Below are 20,899 nucleotides of genomic sequence, written 5' to 3'. Positions count from 1 at the left end.
ATCACATGAGCGACAACTCATCCTTCTTGTCGTTCCGGTTTCCGGCGCCCCCCGTGCCCGCTCGCACTGGCCTCGAACCGGCCTGGCTGCACCTGCCGATGCCGGAAACCTCCTTCGCCGACTGCCCTGGCTGCGGGGAAATCTCCCGAAGCGACACAGAGGACGCGTCCATCGCGGGGTCGTGGTCCGGGACACCGGCCGTCGCCGAAGAGGAAGCCACCGCCTGGGGACGCTGGATGCTCGGGCACCATCTGTCCTTCTGCGCATGGCGGCTGCTCCACGAAAGCCTGTCCCGAGCGGTGACGACAGAGATCGCCCGGTCCCGGGAAGACCGGCGCATCGCCGAACTCTTCGACACCTACTCGGCGTTGCTGCTGTACGCGGGAAGCTGCACCCCGAAGGTCTACGAGACCGTGATCCGCGTGCGGATGGCGGAGGCGCATCCGGGGTTCAGCGGGCTCTGGTACCGGGACAACGCCAGGATCCAGGAGTTGTCCGCGCGGCTCACGCAGCGATTCGGGTTCGGCGTCGAGGCGAAGGCCGCCATGCGGTTCAACCGCTTGGCACACGCGTCGCTGGCCAACCGGCTGGTTCCGGAAGGCCCCTCGCTGCGGCGCGAATCGGGTCACGCGCAGAGCGCCATCTCGGAGTCCGAACGCGACACCGCGGACGACTTTTTCCGCACCCGGCGCAAGGACCTCTGCCGCCACGAGTTCGTCGCACAGCTCATCAGCCGCACCACTGTGGCGCTGACCGACCTGGCCCGGCATCCGCTGACAGCGCGCTACGGACACGAGAGCGTCGACAGGTTCCAGGACACCGTGTGCCGCCGGCTCGAACGTTTCGCACTCATCGCCTTGGAGGAAGACCATGGAGCAGGACAAACGAATCCAGCTGACTCCGCGTCTCGGCGCCTACATCAGCGCGCAGGCTGAGCCACCCACACCGGCGCAGAGCGCGCTCGTGGAGGTGACCACAGGGCTCGGGGGCGTCGCCGAAATGCAGATTCCGCACGAACAGGCCGTTTTCCTGACCTTGCTGAGCCGATCGATCCGCGCGTCCACCATCGTGGAGGTCGGCACGTTCACCGGTTACTCCACGCTTGCGCTGGCGAGTGGGCTGGAGCCGCACGGCGTGGTCCACACCTTCGATCTCTCCGAAGAATGGACCGCGCTCGCCGCCACCGCCTGGAAGGAGGCGGGGGTGTACGACCGAATTCAGCAGCACATCGGTCCGGCGGCCGAGGGGCTGGCCGAGCTGCCTGACGAGCCGGTGATCGACCTGGCGTTCATCGACGCCGACAAGACCGGATACCAGGGCTATTGGGAACAACTCGTGCCTCGGATGCGGCCGGGGGGCCTGATCCTGGCCGACAACTCGCTCTACTACGGCGAAGCGGCCGAAGAGCATCCGACGGGCAACGGCCTCGCCATCAAGGAGTTCAACGCCCACGTCCGGGCCGATGACCGGGTCGAGTCGGTGCTGCTCTCGATCGCCGACGGCCTCACCCTCGCTCGCAAGAAGGAGCTGCGATGATCCCGGTCTCCGTGGAAACCGTGCTGAACCCGGCCGAAGCCCTCACCGTGGACATGCTGGAGAAAGCCGCCGGACCACTCAAGGTCGTGCTCGCGGACGATGTCGAGAGCCGGGTGCGCCGGGGGCACGGGTTCGTGTCCGAATGCCTGACCGACGGGCGCCCGGTCTACGGCGCCACGACCGGGTTCGGTCCGCTCGTCACCTTCGGCGGCCGAGACAGTCAGGAGGCCCAGTGCGACAACGCGCTGCAGCATCTGACGGCCGGGCAAGGGCCTGAACTTCCGCCGGAAGTGGTCCGCGCGACCATGCTCATGCGGACGTGGTCCCTGGCGCGAGGCCTGTCCGGCATCTCACCCACCGCCTTGGAAATGCTTGGCGCGGTACTGGAGACGGACTTCACCCCGGTCGTGCCCTCGCTCGGCTCGGTCGGGGCGAGCGGAGACCTCGTACCGCTCGCGTATGTCGCGCAGAGCCTGCGCGGTGTGGGTGAAGCGTGGCTCGGTGGCGAGCGGCTGCCCGCGGCGACGGCGCTGGCGAGGATCGGGCTGCGACCGCTGGTGTTCACCGGGCGGGACGCGCTCTCGATGGTCAACGGCACATCGGTCACCAGCGCCGCCGGCGGTCTCACCGTGGCCATCCTGCGACGATCGTTCGAGTCCGCGATCGTGCTGAGCGCGCTGCTCACCGATGTCCTCGGAGCCGGTAGCGATTTCCTGGGTCCGTCCTTGCTGCGTGCCTTCGGCCACCCGGAGACCGCGGAGGTGGGCGAACGGCTTCGAGACCACCTTGCCGGCAGCGTCGCTTCCGGGGATCGCCCCTTGCAGGAGCCGTACAGCGTTCGGTGCGTTCCCCAGCTTCTGGGCGCCGCGCGGTCCGCGCTGGACTGGGCGGGCGGCGTGATCGAACGCGATCTGAACGGGGTCAGCGACAATCCGCTGTTCTTCCCCGACGAGAACCTGACCGCCCACGGCGGCAACTTCTTCGGTCAGCCGACCGCGTTCGCCTCCGACATGCTGTCGATCATCGCCACGCAGATGGGGAATCTCGCCGAGCGGCAACTGGATCTGCTGGTCGATCCCGTCCGCAGCAGCGGATTGCCGCCGATGCTGTCCCCTGATCCGGGTGTGACGCACGCCGTCCAGGGAGTGCAGCTGGTGACGACGGCCGTCGTGGCGTCGATGCGGCGCGCCTGCGTCCCGGCCAGCATCCAGAGCATCCCGACCAATCTCCACAACCAGGACGTGGTGCCGTTCGGCACCCAGGCGGCCTTGACCGCGCTGGAGCAGGCTCGCTGCCTGCGGGTGCTGCACGGCAGCCTCGCCGTCGGCCTGCGGCAGGCGGCGTACCTCAGGCAGGACAGGCCGAAGGCGCGCAGGTGCGCGGTGCTGCTGGACGCGCTCGCCGACGTCGTGCCCCCCATCGTCACCGACCGGCCCTTGGACGCCGACGTCCGCGCGGCGGCCGACGTGCTCGACCGGTTCGTCACCCGCCAGGACCCGAAGACCGCGGATAATTGAGGGAGTTCGATGTCGAGTGCCGAGAACGGGTCCTCCAAGGACGTCGTCAGCCACGTGTTCGGGCAGGAATCCATCGACGACGGTCTCGCCGTCGTCGACTGTTCAGGTCCGGAGATCCGGCGATTCGGCTACGCGGCGCTGAAATCCGCGATCTTCGCGCTGGCCGGGCGGCTCCATGCCTCCGGTCTCCGTCAGGACGACGTAGTGGCTGTCCTGACGGAGAACAGCGTGGAGTTCGTCATCTCCTACTACGGCGTCCTCGCCGCCGGCGGCGTGGTGCTCCCTCTCGATCCGCGGGCCACACGGCGGGACTGGCTGGAGGACATAGCCACCTGTCGGGCACGCTCCCTGATCGTGGACACCGCGCTCTGGGCGGCGCCACCGTCTTTTCCCCAAGGATGTGTGTACATCGGTGACCTTCCGGAATCGGGCGCCGGTCGCTCCTGGGACGCGGTGACCACGCCTTCCACTGTGGACGGTGCGCAGCCGGGCGGGCCACCGCCCGGAGGCGACCGGACGGCCGTCCTGATGTCCTCCAGCGGCACGTCGGGCAAACCGAAGAAGGTGCGGATCACCCATCGCAACCTCACGGCGGGTCTGGACCAGGTCGAGACGAAGCATCGTCTCGGCCTGGAGGACTCGGTCACCTGCGCGGGACCGCTGCGGCATATCTACGGCATGCAGATGGCGATGAACCCGGTGTTGCGCGCCGGGGGAACGCTGGTGATCGGCTCGACCCGCTTCGCGCTCGACGGCTTCCTGCGGATGATGGCGAGCGAAAAGGTGTCGGTCGCCTATCTCGTGCCCAGTGTGATCACCGGGATCGCGGCCCTGCCGGACGTTCCCGGACTGCCGGCCCTCCGGCTCGTCGTCTCCGGCGGTGGTCCGCTGGCCCCGGCCGCGGCGGACGGGTGCGTCGCCAAGCTGGGCAAGCCACTCGTCCAAGGCTTCGGCATGACGGAAGCGGGATGCGTCTCCTTCCCACCCGACGGTCGCCCGGGTCCGAAGGGAACGGTGGGACAGATCCTTCCCGGAACCACGGCGCGGTTCATCGATCCGGAGACCGGAGAGGACGCCGCCCCCGGGAAGCCCGGAGAACTGCTGCTGAGCGGCCCCCAGATCACCCCTGGCTACCTCGAATCCTCGGCACCGCCGGTGCGCGGTCTCGACGGCTGGTTCCACACCGGTGATCTGGCTGTCAGGGACGAGGACGGTTTCCTGCGCATCGTCGGCAGGCTCAAGACGCTCATCAAATACAAGGGGCACCAGGTAGCCCCAGCCGAACTCGAGGCGATCCTGCTCGATCATCCGGCGGTGAGCGACGTCATCGTGACGGGAGAGCCCGACGAACTCGCGGGCGAAGTGCCGAAGGCGTACGTCGTCATGCCCCGGGACGTGCCACTCTCCGATCTGTTCGGCCACGTCGCGGGACGCGTGACACCGCACAAGCGAGTCCGGCTGCTCGAACGCGTCCACGAGATCCCACGCTCGTCGACAGGCAAGCCGACGGCGCCACCGGCACTTCGTGTGGTCCTGCTCAGTGGGCTGCCCGAAGCGGGATCAGCTTTGACAACGGAATTCACCACTGCGGGAATGTCCGTTCTCGTCGTGGGAAACGCGCTCCGCGCCGAATCGCCCGGTCTCGACGTCTTCGGGACCACGCGCGGAAAGTCGTCGGTCTCGGATGTCGACCTCACCGCACCCGGGGCGGGAACGCAGGTCGCCGCCTCGGCGCTTCGCGAACTGGGCGGGATCGACGTGGTGGTGGACGCCTGGTCTTTCACGTCCGGGAACCGCCGGCGAGACCTGGCCTTGCTCCATCCGCTTCTCGGCGCGTCGACCGCTGGACACGGACGGCTGATCACGCTGCTGAGCGTGGCCGGTGAGGATGAGGCCCATCGTCACTTCGTCGAGCGCCTGGCGCTCGAAGCCGCGGACACCGGCGCCTGCGTCGTCGGCTTGGACCTCGGCCGGCCGGAGGCGTTCCGCGACAGGGAGACACGGCAGGCGATCATCGCCCTAGCCACCGGAGCGGCCGATCACAGGCCGGGTCACTGCCTGCGTCCGGCGAAGGACTCCACCAACGAGCAGGAGTCACCCTCGGCACGTCAGAGCACGGCCACCATGATCGAACGCAACCCGCTCCGTCCGGAGACCTCGAGCTTGCGATAGACGTTCGAGAGGTGGAATTCCACTGTGGAGCTGGACACGCCGGCCCGGCCGGCGATCTCCTTGTTGCTCAGCCCCGCCCGGGCGAGGTTGGCGATCTTGCGTTCTTGGGGGGTCAGCCTACGGTCCTGCTCGGCGATCCCCGCCCAATGTCCCAGCGCGTCGTCCACCCGGCCCGTCCACACCTGGTTGCCGACCGAACCCGCCGTTTCCCGGGCGTCCCGCAACGCGGCACACCCGTCTTCGTGCTGTCCTTCCAAAATCGACCGGACACCGAGTTCGTACTGAGCGCGGATCAGCGTGCCCTTCGCACCACTGCGGGCGAGGAGTCCGACAGCTTCCCGCATCCCCGCGAGGCGTTGATCACCCATGGACACGAGGGAAGCGGCACGCAGGGCAGTGCCGATCGCCCGCGGCGTGCCCCATCGTCGCGCGTGGGCGAGTTCCTCCTGGGTCAGGGAAAGAGCGAGTGCTTCCCGGCCCATCGCGGCGGCGCACAACGCCGCTTGGGAACGCCAAGGGATGATCGCGGGGTTCACCACACCCCAGCGCGCGAGTTCCCGGCCGCAGGCGGTGAAGTCCTCATAGGCCAGCTGTGTGCGACCGGCGGCATGGTGCAGCGCGCCCCGTGCCGCGAGGACCTCGGCGGTGTCGGTCACGCGGTCCAGACTGTGGTTGAACCCATGCTTGCGCAGGAGGTCGTCGGCGCGATCGAGGTCGCCGAGATCCACCAGCGCTTCCACCGACCAGGCCACCGCCACTTCCGTGAACTGGTCTTGGGAGCCGGGCGCCACCAGGTCTTCAAGGATCTGGACGGCGGTCGCCGGGGCTCCGCCGAGACCCGCGACGCGGGCGCGAAGGGCCGGGATCGCGGTCGACGCCGCCCATCCCGAACGGGCCATCGCGTGATCGAGGAAGCGCCGGGCGGCTTCCCCCTCGTCGGCGTACGCGAGCGAGAGGACGGAATACCAAAGCGTGCCCACGTCGCGCCAGTTGAACGACGCCAGGGCCTTCGTGGCCATTTCGACCACGCTTTCCGGGTCTCGGCCGCGATTCGCCAGCAGCATCGCGCAGGTCGCGGTGAGTCGCTCGGCCGGGACCGGGACCCCGTGCCGCGCACGGGCATGGGAACCCTTCCTAGGACTTCCCGCGACATAGACCAGACCGCCGAGATCCGGACCGATGATGTCGGGCGAGGCGACGGAAAGCACGTCACGCAAAGTGCTGAGGGCGACTTCGTCCGCCTCGCTCCACCGGCCCAGTTCGCCGAGCCGCTCGCGTTCCACTCTCGCGTTCTCCAGAGCGCGGAGAGCCGCCTCCGCTTGGTCCGCTCCGTCGGCATCGCTCATGGCGCACCCCTTCCCACAGGAATCGTCGGACGGTCGCGTCACGAAGAGACTAAAGCCGACACGACAGGAATGCCCCGTTGTCCCGAACCTCTGCCCAGAAGTACCGGATTCCGTTCCCCGCGCGGCGGCGGGCCGTCATTTTCCACGAAAATCGGTGTCGCCACGGATCTTGTCCCCCATCCCGTTGACCGGTGAGGTCTGTCGGCAAAGCGGATCCGACCTCGGCCAGGACCCCGCCGAGGTCGGATTCCACCACCCAAGAACCACCCTTTCGGGTGATCTTGATTCAGGCGACGGATCAGCCGAGGACCACGGGCAAGCTGTGGAGACGGCGCATAAAAGAGCCCGGCCGCCAAGCGAGTTCACTCAGCGGTCCGGTCGGCCGGGTCCTGGGGAATCGCGTCAAGAACGCGCGCAGCGCGATCTCGGTCTCCAAGCGACCCAGTTCGGCTCCCAGGCACCGGTGCGGGCCGTGCCCGAACCCCAGATGCCCGCGAGTGTCCCGATCGATGTCGAAGGTATCGGGATCGTCGAAGCGGTCCGGATCGCGATTCGCCGCGCTGGGCGCGGTCAAGATCAGCTCACCCGCCGGGATCGTCACGCCGTCGAGGACCGTCGGTTCGTCACTGAACCTCGGCGGCAGCACTTTGAACGGGGATTCGTAGCGCACGATCTCCTCGACGGCGTCCTTGAACAGTTCGGGCGAAGCCAGCAGCCGCTCGACGACCTCCGGGCGATCGAGCAGCAAGGCGAGCCCGGTGCCGATCGCGGTCGCGGGCTCCGAGCCACCGATGAACAGCACCACGTAAGTGGAAGCCAGTTCGTCGGCATCCAATCCGCCTTCGTCGTGGATCCGCAGCAATCGGGTCAGCAGGTCGTCGCCCGGCTCCCGCCGTTTCAGCGCGATCATGCGCAAGGCGAGCTGGTGCAGCCGGTTCGCCCCGTCCTCCACTTCCGAAACGCTTTCCCCGGTCAGCATGGACATCTGCCAGTGCGGGAATCCCCCACGTTCGGTTTCGGGAAGGCCGAGCAGGTCGGCCAGCACCGTGGTGGCCAGCGGCAGCGCGTAGTCCGCGATCAGGTCGGTCTCTTCACCTGGATCGAAGCGGTCGAGCAGGGCTGCGGTCGTGCTTTCAATCGACGGCCGCAGCCCGGCCAACCGCGTCGCGCTGAACTCACCGGTCAGCTGGCTCCGCAGCCTGCGGTGATCGGGACCGTCACGATCGAGCAGGCTGCGCCGTGATTCCGAAGCGAGCTTGGCGCTGTACTCGGGCCGGATGATGGACCGCGGGACGACCTTCTTGCGATGCTCGACGATGTCCTTGCACATCCCGGGATTCGCCAAGATCTTCCGGATGTCGTCGTATCCGGTGACGGCCCACATCCGGAAGCCGTTGACCTCGACCTGCGCGGCCGGTGCCTTGTCACACACGTCACGGAGCACCCCGTAGGGATCAGCGGTGTAGCGCGACGTGCTCAGATACTCGGGTCGCCGATGCGCCGTCATGGGTTCACGCACCCCTCTGCTCAGATACTTGTTTCCGGATAACCGACATACGGCCTCGAAACGTCGTCGAGTCGACGGCGATGCTCTTCGGCCAGACAGAGATCCGCGGCGGCGAGCGACTCCCTCAGTTGCCCGACGGTCCTGGCGCCGACCAGCGGAGCCACCACACCGGGACGGTCACGGACCCACGCGAGCGAGACCTCGACCGGCATGACACCGAGTTCACCGGCGACCGACGCCACGGTCTCGACGATCCCGGCGGCGCGATCGTTGAGGTGCCTCCCCACGTACCACTTGAAGAAGCGGCCCGCGGCCCGCTTTTCCGGCACGCCGTCGCGGTACTTCCCGCTCAGCACACCTCGCCCCAAGGGAGCCCACGGAAAGATCCCCAAGCCGTGGTTCTCGGCCGCGGGCACCACTTCCCGTTCGATTCCACGCTCGACAAGCGAGTATTCGACCTGTGTGCTGACGAGCGGCGGACCGTCCTTGACGGACTGATGGACCGCCACGGTCGCGGTATGCCAGCCCGCGTAGTTGCACACGCCGGCATGACGCACTTTGCCCGAGGCGATCGCCGTGTCGACAGCGTCGAGTGTCTCTTCGATCGGGACGCGGCGATCCCAGGCGTGCAACTGCCACAGGTCGACATGGTCGGTACGCAACCGGATGAGCGACGCGTCCAGGGCGGCGAGCAGATGGTCGCGGGACGCGTCCGCGGACGGTCTTCCTTCGACGATCACGGCCGCGGACTTCGTCGCGAGAACGAGGGAGTCGCGCGGCAGTCCGTCGGCGAGCATCTGCCCGATGCTCTCCTCGGCGCGACCCGCACCGTACACATCGGCCGTGTCCACGAGGTTTCCGCCCGCGTCCAGATAGGCCCCCATCTGGGCGACGGCGTCGTCGTATTCGGTCTTCGTGCCCCATGTCGAGGTACCCAGACCGAGAGGCGAAACGGTCAGGTCGCTCTTTCCCACTACCCGCGGTGGCCTCATAGCGGCTGGCCACCTCCTTCGCAGGTCACCGGGCACCTGCCGCCGGAGCCGTCGCTTGCTCGCTCTCCCCCGTGGTCCGGCGGAGCGGGAGTTCCCGGATCCGCCAAGCGGCGGCCAGCGCCAGCAGGCTCAGAATCCCGGCGACGACGAAGATATGCGACAAGCCGGTGACGAGCCCTTGAGCCGACGCGCCGCCCGCGGTGAGCAGTAGCCCGAACACCGAAGTGCCGAGGGCGCCGCCGATGGTGCGGAACATCGTCGTGTTCGCCGTCGCGACGCCGATCTCGCCGACAGGCACCGAGTTCTGCGCGATCAGCATGACCATCTGCGTGCTCAGCCCGAGTCCGAAGCCGACGAGCGCCAGAGCAATGCCGATGATCCAGACCGGGCTTCCTGCGTGGAGGGTGGCGAGCACGCCACAGCCGGCGGTCAGGAAGAGCGCGCCCGCGATCGGGAAGGCCCGGTATCGGCCGGTCCGGCTGCTGCGGCGGCCCGCGAGCTGTGAGGCGACCACGACGGCCAGCGTCATCGGCAGGAGAAGGAGCCCCGAGTCCGACGCGGTCGCGCCTTGGACATTCTGCTGGAACACCGGGATGAAGGTGATCGCGCCGAAGCTGACCGCACCGGCCACGAAGGTGATCACGGTGGTCATCAGGGTGTTGCGCCGGGCGAACATGCTCAGCGGCAGGACGGGGTCGGCGCTGCGCCGCTCGACGACCACGAAGGCGACGAGCGCGCCGGCCGTGATCAGGGCGAGCACGGCGGTCGGGCCCGTGTGGCCGAGGGTGCTCGTCAGCAGGAGCAGCCCGGTCACGGCGACCGTCAGCAGGAAGGCACCGCGCAGGTCCAGGTGGACCTCACGCCGCGGAACCGGCGGCACCACCAGCACGATCGCGGTGGCGGCGATCACGAGCAGTCCCAGCGGAAGGTTCAGGTAGAAGTTCCAGCGCCACCCGAGCAAGGTCGTGATCATCCCGCCGAACAGCGGCCCGCCGATCTGGCCCACGGCCATGAAGGCGGCCATCATGCCCTGGTATCGACCGCGTTCACGGGGCGGTACGAGCACCCCGATCAAAGACAGGGCGCCGACGGTGAGCCCGCCGCCACCGAGTCCCTGGACCGCCCGGAAGGCGATCAGCTGCCCCATGTCCTGCGCGAAGCCGCACGCGACAGAAGACAAGGTGAAGATCACCAGCGCGCTCAGGTGGACGCCCTTGCGCCCGTAGAGGTCGCCGAGCTTGCCCCAGATCGGGGTGGACGCCGCAGTGGTCAGGGTGTAGGCCGTGACGACCCACGACAAGTGGTCGAGGCCGCCCAGTTCGGCGACGATCGTCGGCATGGCGGTGCCGACGACGGTGCTGTCGAGCATCGCGAGCAGCATCGAAAGCAACAGGACGGCGAAAGCGACACGAAGCCTCGACGTGCTCAGCACACCAGACGGTGAGGACACGGGACTCGACATGGGGCAGGTACCTCTCAGCCGATCACGCTGTCACCGAGCACGAGGTCGGCGGTACGGTCCGGCTGCTCGAGTTGAGGCTGGTGCCCCGCCTCCCGGATGACGGCGAACTTCGCGCCTTCGTCGTTCTCACCGGCGAACGACGCCGCGTAGGCACGGCCGTAGGCGACATCGACGATTCCGTCGCTCTCCCCCCACAAGACCCGCACCGGAAGTCGTACCGCCTCGAGCCGCTCACGCAGGTACGGGTCGTGCATGTACGGGTCACCGGCATAGCGGTTCAGCGCCACGGCGTTCTCCTTCATCGCGGCGAGGCGCCCCGGCGGCAACGCGGCCGGATCCATTCGGAACCGCTCCGGGTCGTGGAACACGAAATCGGCCAGACGACTCGGCGGCTGGGCCGAGATGTCGGTGATCGGATGTCCGTCGACGGCGATCCCGACCGCGTTCAGCAGGACGAGCGCGCCGACCCGGCGAATACCTTCGGGCTCGTCGTCCCGGGCCGACTGCTCGTCGACGCCCATCTGTGCCGCGATCCAGCCGCCCACGGAGTTGCCCGCCACGAGCACGTCCCGCAGGTCGAGCTCCTCGATGAGCCGGCGGAATACCCGCGCGATCTCCGGGACGTCACGTACCAGGTCGGATCCGGCCGTCCCGTCGAAGCCCGGGATGACCGGAGTCAGCACCCGGACACCGCGTGCGGCGAGCGCGGCGGCCAGACCGGCGACCGAAGCCGGCCCCGCGCCACCGTGGACCAGCAACACCGGCTTGCCGATCCCACGGCTTTCGACCCGCACCACGAGACCGTCGTCGAGCACCCGCTCTTCGATCTCGGGCTCGGCTGGAGCGGCAGAGCCCGTTTCGGCGTAGGTGGTCGCGGGCTCGGTGTGATAGCGGCTCATGATCTCCGTGATCTCCTCGCCGTTCGCCGGACGTCCCGCCTTGGCCGCGAACTCACCCAGGTCGCGGAAGTACTGGACGAACAGATCCGGGGTGAAGGTGTTCAAAATGACCGCAGGTTCGTCCCCTGGGTTGGCGAAGGTGTGCGGGGCTCCGGGTGGCACCATGACCAGGCTTCCGGCCGGTGCGTCGTGGACGTCGTCCCCCACCGTGAAGCGCACGGTCCCTCGTACGACGTAGAACCCTTCGTCGTGTTGGGCGTGCCGATGCTGCGGCGGGCCTTCCACGTGCGGAGCGACGACGATCTCCCCCAGCCCGAGGCGGTGGTCGGTCGTGCTGCCGTCCTCGAGGATCCGCAGCCGGATCGGGCCGCTGAGAGCGATCTCGCCGTCCTCCGGCCCGACGATCGAAATCCGCGCCATGCCCACTCCTTTATGAGAGTCAACTTTCACGAAGACAGTAGAGCCTCACCGCAAGCTTGTGCAAGTGCTCTCTCATCAAGAGAGCGTGCTCACGTCTGACTTCGCTGACGGGCGCAAGTGTTACGCGGACAACCTGCCGGTGATCCGGGCAAGCCACACGCGGGGCAGACCTGGTGAAGCACTGTGCCCCAAATACTCTGACCAGCGCCCGACGGCGAATGCGGGAAGTGCTCGAGAGAAACCGTCCCGAAAAGGGAATTGCCCGAAATTGCCGCAAGTCTTCCCTGGAGACTCGTCTCGGACGCCCAGCGGGGTCAAGGGTGCGAATATCGGTATCGCGTGACGCACGATCACCGCAGCCGCCGCGAAGGTGGCAACCGAGCCGGTTTCGGCGGCTGTTACCACGAATATGGACAGAGGTGGATCGTCATGGCTCCTGCGATGAGGGAAACCGACCGGGAGAAGACAGCGGTCCGGCTGCTCAAGTCCTCTGCGGACAAGTTCTACGATCCGGAAGTCGACATCGACTGGAACGCGTCGGTCGTGGAGGGCAAGGGCTTCATGCTCCCCCATCGGTCCTCGCTTTACGGGACGCACCTGTGGGACGCACTGTCCGAAGAACAACGCATCGAACTCAGTAAACACGAAATGGCCCAGATCGCGGGCTTGGGATTGTGGCTCGAAAATCTCGTGATGCAGATGCTGCTCAAGGAGCTCTACGACGGAGATCCGATCAGCTCTCACGCCCAGTACGCCTTGACCGAAATCGCGGACGAATGCCGCCACTCGACCATGTTCGCCCGGCTGACCGTGTGGATGGATTGCCCGGTCTACGGCCCGGTTCCCTGGATGCGGCGGCTGGCGAAGCTGCTCCCGACCCTCAGCTATGGTCCCGCCCGCTATGCCGCGATCCTCGTCGCGGAAGAAGTTCTCGACCGGATCGGGCGCGAGCAGATGAACGCCCCGGAAATCCAACCCCTGGTGCGGATGGTGAACCGGATCCACGTCCTCGAAGAAGCCCGGCACGTCACCTTCGCCCGCGGAGAGGTCACCCGCGGGATGGCCAAGATGCCGAAGATCGAACTCGCCTACCAGCAGGCCATGGCCGCGCAGATCTCGTTCTTGGTGATCCGCTCGCTGGTCAACCCGAATCTCTTCGCCTCTGTCGGGATCCGTCCGCGTGACGGCGCCAAAGCGGCGTGGAGCAATCCGCACTGGCACTCGACCATCCGGTGGGCGGGCGAGAAGATCATGCCGTTCTTGCTGGAATCCGGGTTGGTCGGCAAACCCGGCATGTACTTCTGGCGCAAGTCCCATCTGCTGCCGGAAGGTCACTGACAGGGGTCCGGCGGCGCTAAACTCCACGCCCGAAACCAGCGGCAGCGACTATATGCGTCACGAAACGCGCGATGGCAAGGGATGTCGACTCCTCCCGCCAAGCCAGGCGCAGCGTGCTGGGCGAGATGCCATCGACCGGGCGCACGCAGATCCCCGGTGGTTCGAATCCCTCCGGCAACAAGGACCCCTGGATGAAGGCAATCGCTTGCCCCCTCTGCACGGCGACCATCACATCGGTCGCGGTGGTGTTGGTCGGCCCCTCACGCCACTGGTGCCGGTCGAGGTCGGCACCTGCCCAGTGCTCGCGCTCGACATCACTCATCGCCGGCCAGATCGTGATCGGTTCGTCGCGCAGGTGAGAAATGTGCAAACGCTCCTTGGCGGCCAGCGAATGACCCGCTCGCAGCAGCACGACCCGAGCATCGGTACGCACGACTTCCGTGTCCAAACCCTGGCTGTCGAACGGTCCGCGAATCAGGATCACGTCACAGTTGTCCGCCCACAGCCTGCCCAGCAGCGTGCCCGGCTCGCCGGTGATGATCTCGGCGCCGGGGTAGGACGACGTGAGCTGCATGGCGAGCGGAACGTCACCTGTGGCCGCCGCGCATCGGACGTGCTCACCACGAACACTCGTCGCCCGGGTGTGCTCCACCATCGTGTCGATCCGTTCCAGGACCGCGCGGGCGTGGTCTGCCAGTACCCGGCCCGCCTCTGTCGGTGTTGCCGAGCCAGAGACTCTGGTCAGCAGTGGCACGCCCAGGTCGTCTTCCAACGCTCTCATCGTCCGCGACAGGGCCGGCTGCGCGACATCGAGCCGCTTCGCCGCCTGGGAAATGCTGCCTTCGTCGAAGACCGCCAGGAAATAGCGCAAGTGCCGCAGTTCCACGGTCGCTCCCTTCCCGGACCGTTGCCGGGTATGCCGGTTCGGCATGACGATCATGCCGAACCACCACTACCCGTCAGCCCCTTTGTACTGCTGAACTCGACTTGCATCGTCAATGCCGAAAGGACACCCCACCGTGACCGACCATGACCGCTCGATCTCGGACCGCATTTCCGGCGACCTCCCGACGGAGGTCGACGTCATCGTCATCGGCGCGGGGGCCGCTGGTTGTGTTCTGGCGGCGCGCCTGAGCGAGGAGCCTGATTGCCGCGTTCTGCTGCTGGAGGCCGGCAGCACGAGCGGACTGGAACCTGAAGCACAGACGCCGGGTGCGACCATGCGCCTGTGGAACGGTCCGGCGTCCTGGTCCGATGCCTCCATTCCGCAGGCGTCCCTGAACGGCCGGCGAGTCGGGCTGCCGCAGGGACGCGGTCTGGGCGGTGGCAGCAGCATCAACGGCATGGCCTGGTTCCACGGGCATCCGGCCGACTACGACGACTGGCACGCGGGCGGCGCCACAGGCTGGGCGTGGAACGAAGTGCAGCCGATCTTCCGTGCGATCGAGCACAGCGAGATCAACGACGGATGGCACGGCGCCCAGGGGCCGATGCGGGTGTCGAGGGCCAGGGACGCCAGTCCGCTCGCGCTCGGTTTCGTCGCCGCCGGCGCCGAACTCGGCCTGCCCGTGATCGATGACTTCAACGGCGCCGAGCGCGAGGGTTTCGGCCTGATTCAGTCCAATGTGGACGACGGCCGCAGACACAGCGTCGTGCACGGCTATCTCTTGCCCGCACTGGGCCGTTCGAACCTCACCGTGCGGATCGGGAATCTGGTGAAGTCGATCGTCGTCGAACAGGGTCGAGCCACCGCAGTCGAGTGCATCGACGGCGAAGGAACCGTACGGCGGGTCTCCGCACGGCGCTCGGTCGTACTCAGCGCAGGTGCCCTGCGCACGCCGCAGCTTCTGATGCTGTCGGGGATCGGGCCGGCGGAGCATCTGCGGGAGCACGGGCTCCGCGTGGTTCACGACCTGCCCGGAGTCGGCACCAACCTGCACGACCACCCCGGAGTCACGACCTCCTGGCCGGTCCTCGACGGGAGTCCCTTGTGGACCACCGTCACCGAAGCGGACATGCGCGCCTATCACCTCCTGCGCCGTGGCCTTCTGGCTTCGTTCACCCAGGCCACGGGCAAGGTCTCCACCAGCCCCGATCTCTCCAGGCCGAACATCCAGCTGACCCTGGCGCTGGTCGGCGTGGACGCCACCGGGAACTTGTACGAGCAGCCTGCGGTGACGTGTGCGGTGAGCCTCCTGACTCCGAGCAGCCGAGGCGAGGTCAGACTCGCCTCTGCCGATCCAGCCGTGGCCCCGTTGGTCGATCCGAAATACCTGGACGTGCCGGCTGATCTCGAACAGTTGCGTGCCGGTCTGCACCTGGTACGGCGTCTGTTCCAGACCCAGCCGCTGAAGGCAGCGACCGGAGGAACCGCCCTCGGGCCGCTCAAGTGGGAAGATCAGGACCTCGATGCGTGGATCCGGTCGTGCGGTGGCAGTGAATGGCATCCGGTCGGCACGTGCCGCATGGGCACCGACCCGGATGCGGTCGTCGACTCGACGTCCATGCGGGTCAACGGCATCGAAGCCCTGCACATCGGTGATGCCTCGGTGATGCCGACCATCCCGGGGGCGAACACCCACGCGCCGACCATCATGGTCGCCGAACGCACCGCGCGGCTGATGCGGGCCGCCACGTCCTGATCGTGTCGAGCCCACCTCAGCCACCGTTCGCACGAAGCTGCCCAGCAGTCCCGACGCCGCTGTCACACCGGCCCTCCCGCCCCTGGAGTTCACTCAGCTTCTCGACCCCGTGGACCTCCAGCATCGCGCGTCCGTCCTTCGCCGCGAGTCCACAGGACGCGTTGGCGCGGACGGTCCGGACGTCCCGGCATCCCGGAACGGCGACGAGCCGGGCGATCTTCAGCCGGTCCGGTACACGCCCCATCGGCGCGGCGGCCGTGAGGATCGCGGCCAGCGCCGGATGCGGCAGGCACGCCGCGGGCGTCGGCGTTCCACACCACAGGTCCTCGTCGGCATGGGCCCGCACGTCGGTCAACGGCCCGGCCGCGACGGAAACGGGTTCGGGCGGACGCTCGCCGTAGTCCAGCACCGCGCTCGCCACCGCGCCGCGGGCGTCGTTCACCGTCACCCGCACTTGCCAGGTCCCGTCCGTCCATCCGCCGACGGCGTCGAAATCCAAGGCCAGTGTCCCCTCGTCCACCGACAATCCGCCGAGCCGTACGTCCACATCGGACACGGAAAACAGATGCTGACGTGGATGTCCTTCCGGGCGCACCCAGTCGCCGACGGCGAGGACGTATTCGAGCAGCATCGGTATCGAAAGCTTGCCGCCCGCTTCACACAGATGGGGATGTTCGGCAGGAGACCACCGATGACGGGTGACGAAGCGTTCATGCTCGACGAATCTGAGGACCTCACCGAGGAACGCCAGTCCCGTGTCCACCCGGGTCCGGTCGGGACTGCCCGCCGGCCAGGCCAAGGCGCGCAGTTGGTGCGGCCGGGTCATCACCCCGAGTCTGCCGAAGTAGCCGGACTCGCCGCCACGCTCTCGATTCCGGACCGACCCTGACATCTCCGCGAGCCAGTGCGCGGTCCCGTCCGCCGAGTCCATTGTGGACCCGTATCGGGCCGCGCCGAGGTAGTGCACGATGTTTCCGATGCGTTCCCAGGTCGGCCAGCTGATCGTGTGGACCGGGACGCCACTGCGCCGTGCCGCCCACAGTCCGAGTCTGCTCAGCGCGCCACTGCCCGCCGCATACGCGGTGTGCCCGACCATTCCTCCGCTCGCCGACATGGACCCCGCGCACGAGACGAAGCGCAGCGGCCGGTCCTCGGACGCGCGCGCCGCGACCGCCGCGAACAGCGTGGCGAAGCCGGTGACCTTCACCTCGACCGCACGCACGACCTCCTCCGGCGTGAGGCGGGAGAACCGCACTCCCCGATAGGTGGCGGCGTTGTGCACGAGCACGGTCGGAGTTCGTTCAAGCCCTGCCACCAGCCGTTCGACCTGGTCCCGATCGATGACATCGCACGGTTCGTAGCGAATCCGCACGCCGCGGCCGGCCGCCGCCGCGAGATTGGCCACCGCCGTGCGCACGAACTCAGCGTTCTCGACGGCACGACGGCCTTCGCGCACGCCACCGGGTCCCCCGGCCGCTTCGAGCAACCGTGACTTGCGCCAGGCGGCGAAGTCGACGTCGTCCAGCTCCGCGCCGGGCCCGGTCAAGGGCCGCCGTCCGGTCACCACCACCTCCGCGCCGAGCCGGGCGAGTTCTTCGGCGAGGGCGAAACCCACGCCTCGGCCGCCACCGGAGACGAGCACGCAGTCGTCCGGACCAACCACTGGCTCCGACGACCGGTCCGACGGCAGAGGACTGACGAGAACGCGCTGAACGTGACGGACACCGTCGCGGTATCCGACTTCCTGCGCCTCGGGGCGACCGGCCTCGACGTCGAGTACCCGGGCGATCTCGGCGACGTCGAGGCGGTCGAGGTCGATGCTCGTGGTGCTGAGTCCCGGCAGCTCGACCATCAGGTTCTTCGCCATCGCCGCCCAAGCACTGCTCAGGGGCTGGGGCACGGTGTCATCGGACCGGCCGAACAAGCCGTCACCGTGACCGACCGTCAGGTACTGGAAACGATCCGCCTCGGCCGAACCCAGCCAATGGTCGTAGACGGCCTGCAACGCCGCGGTGGTGGTCAGCAACGCCTCCCGCCACGCCGTGTCGCCCAGCTCGTAGTCCGCCAGGCCGGTCAGCGTGAGGTCGGCGATGACATCCCACCCTGCCGCCTCCGCCGACAATTCGCCCACGCGCGCCGATGATCCGGCCGTGGTCACGTGAGCGCCGCCGGCCGTGAGCTGCTCCGCCACCGCCTCGGTCGTCGCGGCGTGCGCTCCCAGCAGGAGCACCCGGCGTCCACGGAGAGCACCGGAAATCGGGTCCACGGGACGCGGCACGGGCTCGGTCACCCAGCGCTGCACCGGCCGGGCGAAGTCGGTCGTGTCGTAGGCGAGCAGGTGCGGGCGCACGGCTGGTTCGTTCTCCTCACCGGGCTCCGACAACCCCGCCTCAGGCTGTGTCATGGGCGCGGGGGTCTCCCCGCGGTGTTCCTCGACCGTCCGTGTCCGTCCGCTTTCCTGATGTACGTAGCCCAGTGCTTCGCCGGTCGCGCCGGCCACTCGCAGCACGAGCCGCCCGTCCGCGGTGAACACTCCTCCCCAGACACCACCGTCCGGTCCGGACGTGGCCCTGAGGGTCAATTCCCCGTCGGCCAGCGCGACGTCGTTGAGCCCGCCGTAGAAGTCGATCCGGCGGACCGTTCGCGGCACCGTGATCGGGCTCCAGCCGTCGTCGGCGGTCGTCGCCATGACCTGTGCGAGCGCGTCGCAGGCCACCGCGGGCAGGACCGCGTGCCCGAACCAGCGGCCCACCTCGATGCCGTCAAGCGTCAACGTGGCCAGCTTGCCCTCGGGACCGGACTGAACGAGCTTGTTCGCGGCGAAGACTCCCGACAACTCGGCGAACGGATTGGGCAGCTGATAGGGATTGGCCAGCTCCGGCGCTCCGGCAGCGCGAGGAAGGCGGTCCGGCGCGGGTCTCGGGCACTCAAGTGGCCGGTCACGCAGCACCACCGACATCCGGCAGTGCTCGCGATCCGTAGCCAGTATCGTCCCGTCCGGCGCCACCACGTCGGTCAGGATCCGCACGTTCACCACGGTTTCGCCGTATACACCCGGCACGTCCTCTTCCATCTCCGCCACGATCTTCTTCCGCTGAGGTCGCGCCGAAGAGCGGAACACGCGGATGAAGCGGTCGAGCACGAGGTCCCGCACACCGACCGGAACTCGGCCTGGCACCAGCGCCTTCGCCGCCTGCGCGGCGAGCTCCAGGGCGACCATCCCGGGTACGGTCGGATGACCTCCGACGAGGTGGTGCTCCAGGTAGGCATCGCGGCTGACAGCGAATTCCCTTTGGGCGACAAGGTTTCGGGGACCGCGCTCCACGATCTCGTCGAACGGCGGCTCCGGTCCGGATCCGGTCTCCTCGGGCCCCGGCGTCCAGACCGCTACCCGCTGCGGGTGCCGCTCGCCCATGATGCGGCGTTCCAGCGCGCCGAAGTGGGCCAGGGTGGGCACGGCTCCCGGCCTGCTCAGTTCGGCGAGGAAGTGCGCGACGCCTTCTTCGGCGGGCATCCTCGACAGATGACGGTCGAGGACCTCGGCCACCAGTGGTTCGGTGGAGCGGGTCGTACCATCCCAGAGCCCCCAGCCGAAGGTGGTCTCGGCAGTCCCCTCCGCCACGTCCGCGGCCGTGTAGAGGAAGTCGTTGGCTGCGGCATAGTCGGTTTCACCCTGGATGCCGAACAGTCCGGCCAGGGACCCGGCGTTGATCCAGCGCCGGGGCGGGTTTTCGGCGAAAGCGTGTTTGAGCGCGTGATACGTGTTCACCTTGATGTCGCGCACGACGCGGAAGTTCTCCAGCGACTTCGCGGGTAACTCGGCCGAGCGGGTCAGCCCGGAGAAGTTCAGCAGCAGATCGACGGGCCGCCCGTCCTGTGCCGCCAGCACTTCCGCGCCCGCCCGCCGCACCTGATCCGGATCCCCGGTGTCGCAGACGTGGTAGTGCACCCGGCCCTGGCCACAGAGCTCGCTCAGGCGCGTCAGCGCGGCGTGAACTTCCCGTGCTTGAGCGAGCCTTCGCAGCCGGGCATTGACTGCGGGAACACCCCCGTTCTCCCCGCGCGCAGCGGCCACCAGGGCGGCTCGGCGGCGGAGCCGATGCGCTTCGTCATCCTCCGCCAGTTCCTCGGGCTCGTAGGTGGAAAGGTCGTTGGTACCGAGGATGTGGATGACGGGGCGGCAGTTCTCGGCCAGGGCGAGCAGGGTGAGCATGCCGATACCCCGGCTCGTACCCGCACCGAGCACGACGGCGTCCTCACCCAGGACGGCCCCCCGCGCCGGCGGTACCGGGGCGGGTCGCGCCCGCCGCACCCAGCGCTTGCCGCCGCCGAGGACGACTCCCGGCAGGGCATGCCGGACTCGCATCTCATCGGCGAGCTGCGCGGTGGCCGCCCCGGCGTCCGCGGCGGTCAGGACCACGCAGAAGCGTGCCGTGGTCACCACCGGCTCCAGCTCCATCGCCTTGACCAGGCCGGTGAACAGGCCCGCGTACGGGTGGACCACGCCGTTCCCGTCGGCGCCGCCGGAGAGGGCGATGCCGTAGGTATCCAGTCCTCCGGAGGCCTTGGCAGCCAGGAAACAGGCATCGTGCAGCCGGAGCACGGCCGCCGGGGCGAACTTCCGCGCGAGGTTCCACGGCTCGAGGGTCGCGAGCACGCGCACATGCCGATAGGACCATTCAGACAGCATCGTGAGCAGTTCCTCGCCGTCGGCCGTGCGCCGGTCGCCGAAGCTCCAGCCCGTGTCGCCGAACCGGAGGACGGCCGTGTCCTCGGGCATGCCCTCCGGCACCGGGGCGTTGTCGTCGAGGACCACCAGCGTGCCGTCGGGGAACAGCGGTCCGGCCGGCAGTTCGGGATCGCCCGCTTCCCGCTGCCAGGAGAGCTCGTACCGTTGGAGCACGGTCTCCGGTGCCGACGGCGAACTGGCCCGCAAGCGAGCCTGTCGGCCGGCCGATTCCCGGCTGATGACCTGCTCGGGAACCGTGCCGGTCAGGACGTCGAGCAGCTCGCGCGCTCCCTCCGCGCCATAGAGATGCGGGGTACCCCGGTCCGGATTGCTCATGAC

13 protein-coding genes are annotated in these 20,899 nt (G+C 68.2%); 6 read left to right on the top strand and 7 right to left on the bottom strand.

Going from position 1 to position 20,899, the window contains the following annotated elements; all coding sequences use genetic code 11:
- The first annotated feature begins 5 nt into the window (after positions 1–5).
- From IE302_RS29250 to IE302_RS29235, 4 genes are read left to right on the top strand one after another with little or no spacing between them, the layout of a single operon-like run.
- Complete coding sequence (locus tag IE302_RS29250) at positions 6–935, top strand: 3-methyl-L-tyrosine peroxygenase-related protein (RefSeq protein ID WP_191257644.1); 930 nt, start codon at positions 6–8, stop codon at positions 933–935.
- Entirely contained in the window at positions 871–1,536 is a 666-nt protein-coding gene (locus IE302_RS29245; RefSeq protein WP_191257643.1) for an O-methyltransferase, read from the top strand. Before IE302_RS29250 ends, IE302_RS29245 begins: the two co-directional genes overlap by 65 nt.
- Positions 1,533–3,053, top strand: coding sequence for an HAL/PAL/TAL family ammonia-lyase (locus tag IE302_RS29240; protein ID WP_191257642.1), 1,521 nt, complete (start codon positions 1,533–1,535; stop codon positions 3,051–3,053). The genes IE302_RS29245 and IE302_RS29240 overlap by 4 nt, the downstream gene beginning before the upstream one ends.
- Positions 3,054–3,062: 9 nt before the next feature.
- Positions 3,063–5,225 carry an AMP-binding protein gene (locus tag IE302_RS29235; protein ID WP_191257641.1) on the top strand — a complete coding sequence of 721 codons (2,163 nt, stop codon included), beginning with the start codon at positions 3,063–3,065 and terminating at the stop codon, positions 5,223–5,225.
- Here the strand turns inward: IE302_RS29235 and IE302_RS29230 are convergent.
- The 5 genes from IE302_RS29230 to IE302_RS29210 all read right to left on the bottom strand — a co-directional run bounded on the left by IE302_RS29230 (position 5,162) and on the right by IE302_RS29210 (position 11,851).
- Complete coding sequence (locus IE302_RS29230) at positions 5,162–6,571, bottom strand: helix-turn-helix transcriptional regulator (RefSeq protein WP_191257640.1); 1,410 nt, start codon at positions 6,569–6,571, stop codon at positions 5,162–5,164. The two genes, IE302_RS29235 and IE302_RS29230, sit on opposite strands and share 64 nt — an antisense overlap.
- Before the next feature lie 298 nt (positions 6,572–6,869).
- Complete coding sequence (locus IE302_RS29225) at positions 6,870–8,078, bottom strand: cytochrome P450 (RefSeq protein WP_191257639.1); 1,209 nt, start codon at positions 8,076–8,078, stop codon at positions 6,870–6,872.
- 20 nt (positions 8,079–8,098) lie between these two features.
- Positions 8,099–9,070 carry an aldo/keto reductase gene (locus tag IE302_RS29220; RefSeq protein WP_191257638.1) on the bottom strand — a complete coding sequence of 324 codons (972 nt, stop codon included), beginning with the start codon at positions 9,068–9,070 and terminating at the stop codon, positions 8,099–8,101.
- A gap of 25 nt (positions 9,071–9,095) precedes the next feature.
- Positions 9,096–10,532 carry an MDR family MFS transporter gene (locus IE302_RS29215; protein ID WP_191257637.1) on the bottom strand — a complete coding sequence of 479 codons (1,437 nt, stop codon included), beginning with the start codon at positions 10,530–10,532 and terminating at the stop codon, positions 9,096–9,098.
- Positions 10,533–10,546: 14 nt separating this feature from the next.
- Complete coding sequence (locus tag IE302_RS29210) at positions 10,547–11,851, bottom strand: alpha/beta fold hydrolase (protein WP_191257636.1); 1,305 nt, start codon at positions 11,849–11,851, stop codon at positions 10,547–10,549.
- A gap of 429 nt (positions 11,852–12,280) precedes the next feature.
- On the opposite strand from IE302_RS29210, the gene IE302_RS29205 reads away from it, so the two are divergent.
- The gene (locus IE302_RS29205; RefSeq protein ID WP_191257635.1) at positions 12,281–13,189 is read left to right on the top strand and encodes an AurF N-oxygenase family protein; all 909 of its coding nucleotides are present in this window, start codon (positions 12,281–12,283) and stop codon (positions 13,187–13,189) included.
- Positions 13,190–13,205: 16 nt separating this feature from the next.
- Here the strand turns inward: IE302_RS29205 and IE302_RS29200 are convergent, their stop codons facing one another.
- Positions 13,206–14,075, bottom strand: coding sequence for a LysR family transcriptional regulator (locus IE302_RS29200; RefSeq protein WP_191257634.1), 870 nt, complete (start codon positions 14,073–14,075; stop codon positions 13,206–13,208).
- Positions 14,076–14,208: 133 nt separating this feature from the next.
- Here IE302_RS29200 and IE302_RS29195 point away from each other — a divergent pair, with 133 nt between their 5' ends.
- Positions 14,209–15,831 (top strand): GMC family oxidoreductase, encoded by a 1,623-nt coding sequence (locus tag IE302_RS29195; RefSeq protein ID WP_191257633.1) that lies wholly within the window; start codon positions 14,209–14,211, stop codon positions 15,829–15,831.
- Between the two features lie 16 nt (positions 15,832–15,847).
- Here the strand turns inward: IE302_RS29195 and IE302_RS29190 are convergent, their stop codons facing one another.
- A complete protein-coding gene (locus IE302_RS29190; RefSeq protein ID WP_191257632.1) occupies positions 15,848–20,896 on the bottom strand; it encodes an SDR family oxidoreductase in 5,049 nt (1,682 codons plus the stop codon).
- Between the last annotated feature and the right edge of the window lie 3 nt (positions 20,897–20,899).

Origin of the sequence: Amycolatopsis oliviviridis (assembly GCF_014654365.1) — a bacterium.
GTDB lineage: Bacteria > Actinomycetota > Actinomycetes > Mycobacteriales > Pseudonocardiaceae > Amycolatopsis > Amycolatopsis oliviviridis.
The sequence above is the reverse complement of the archived record's forward strand: the minus strand, read 5'-3'. Positions and strand labels throughout refer to the sequence as shown.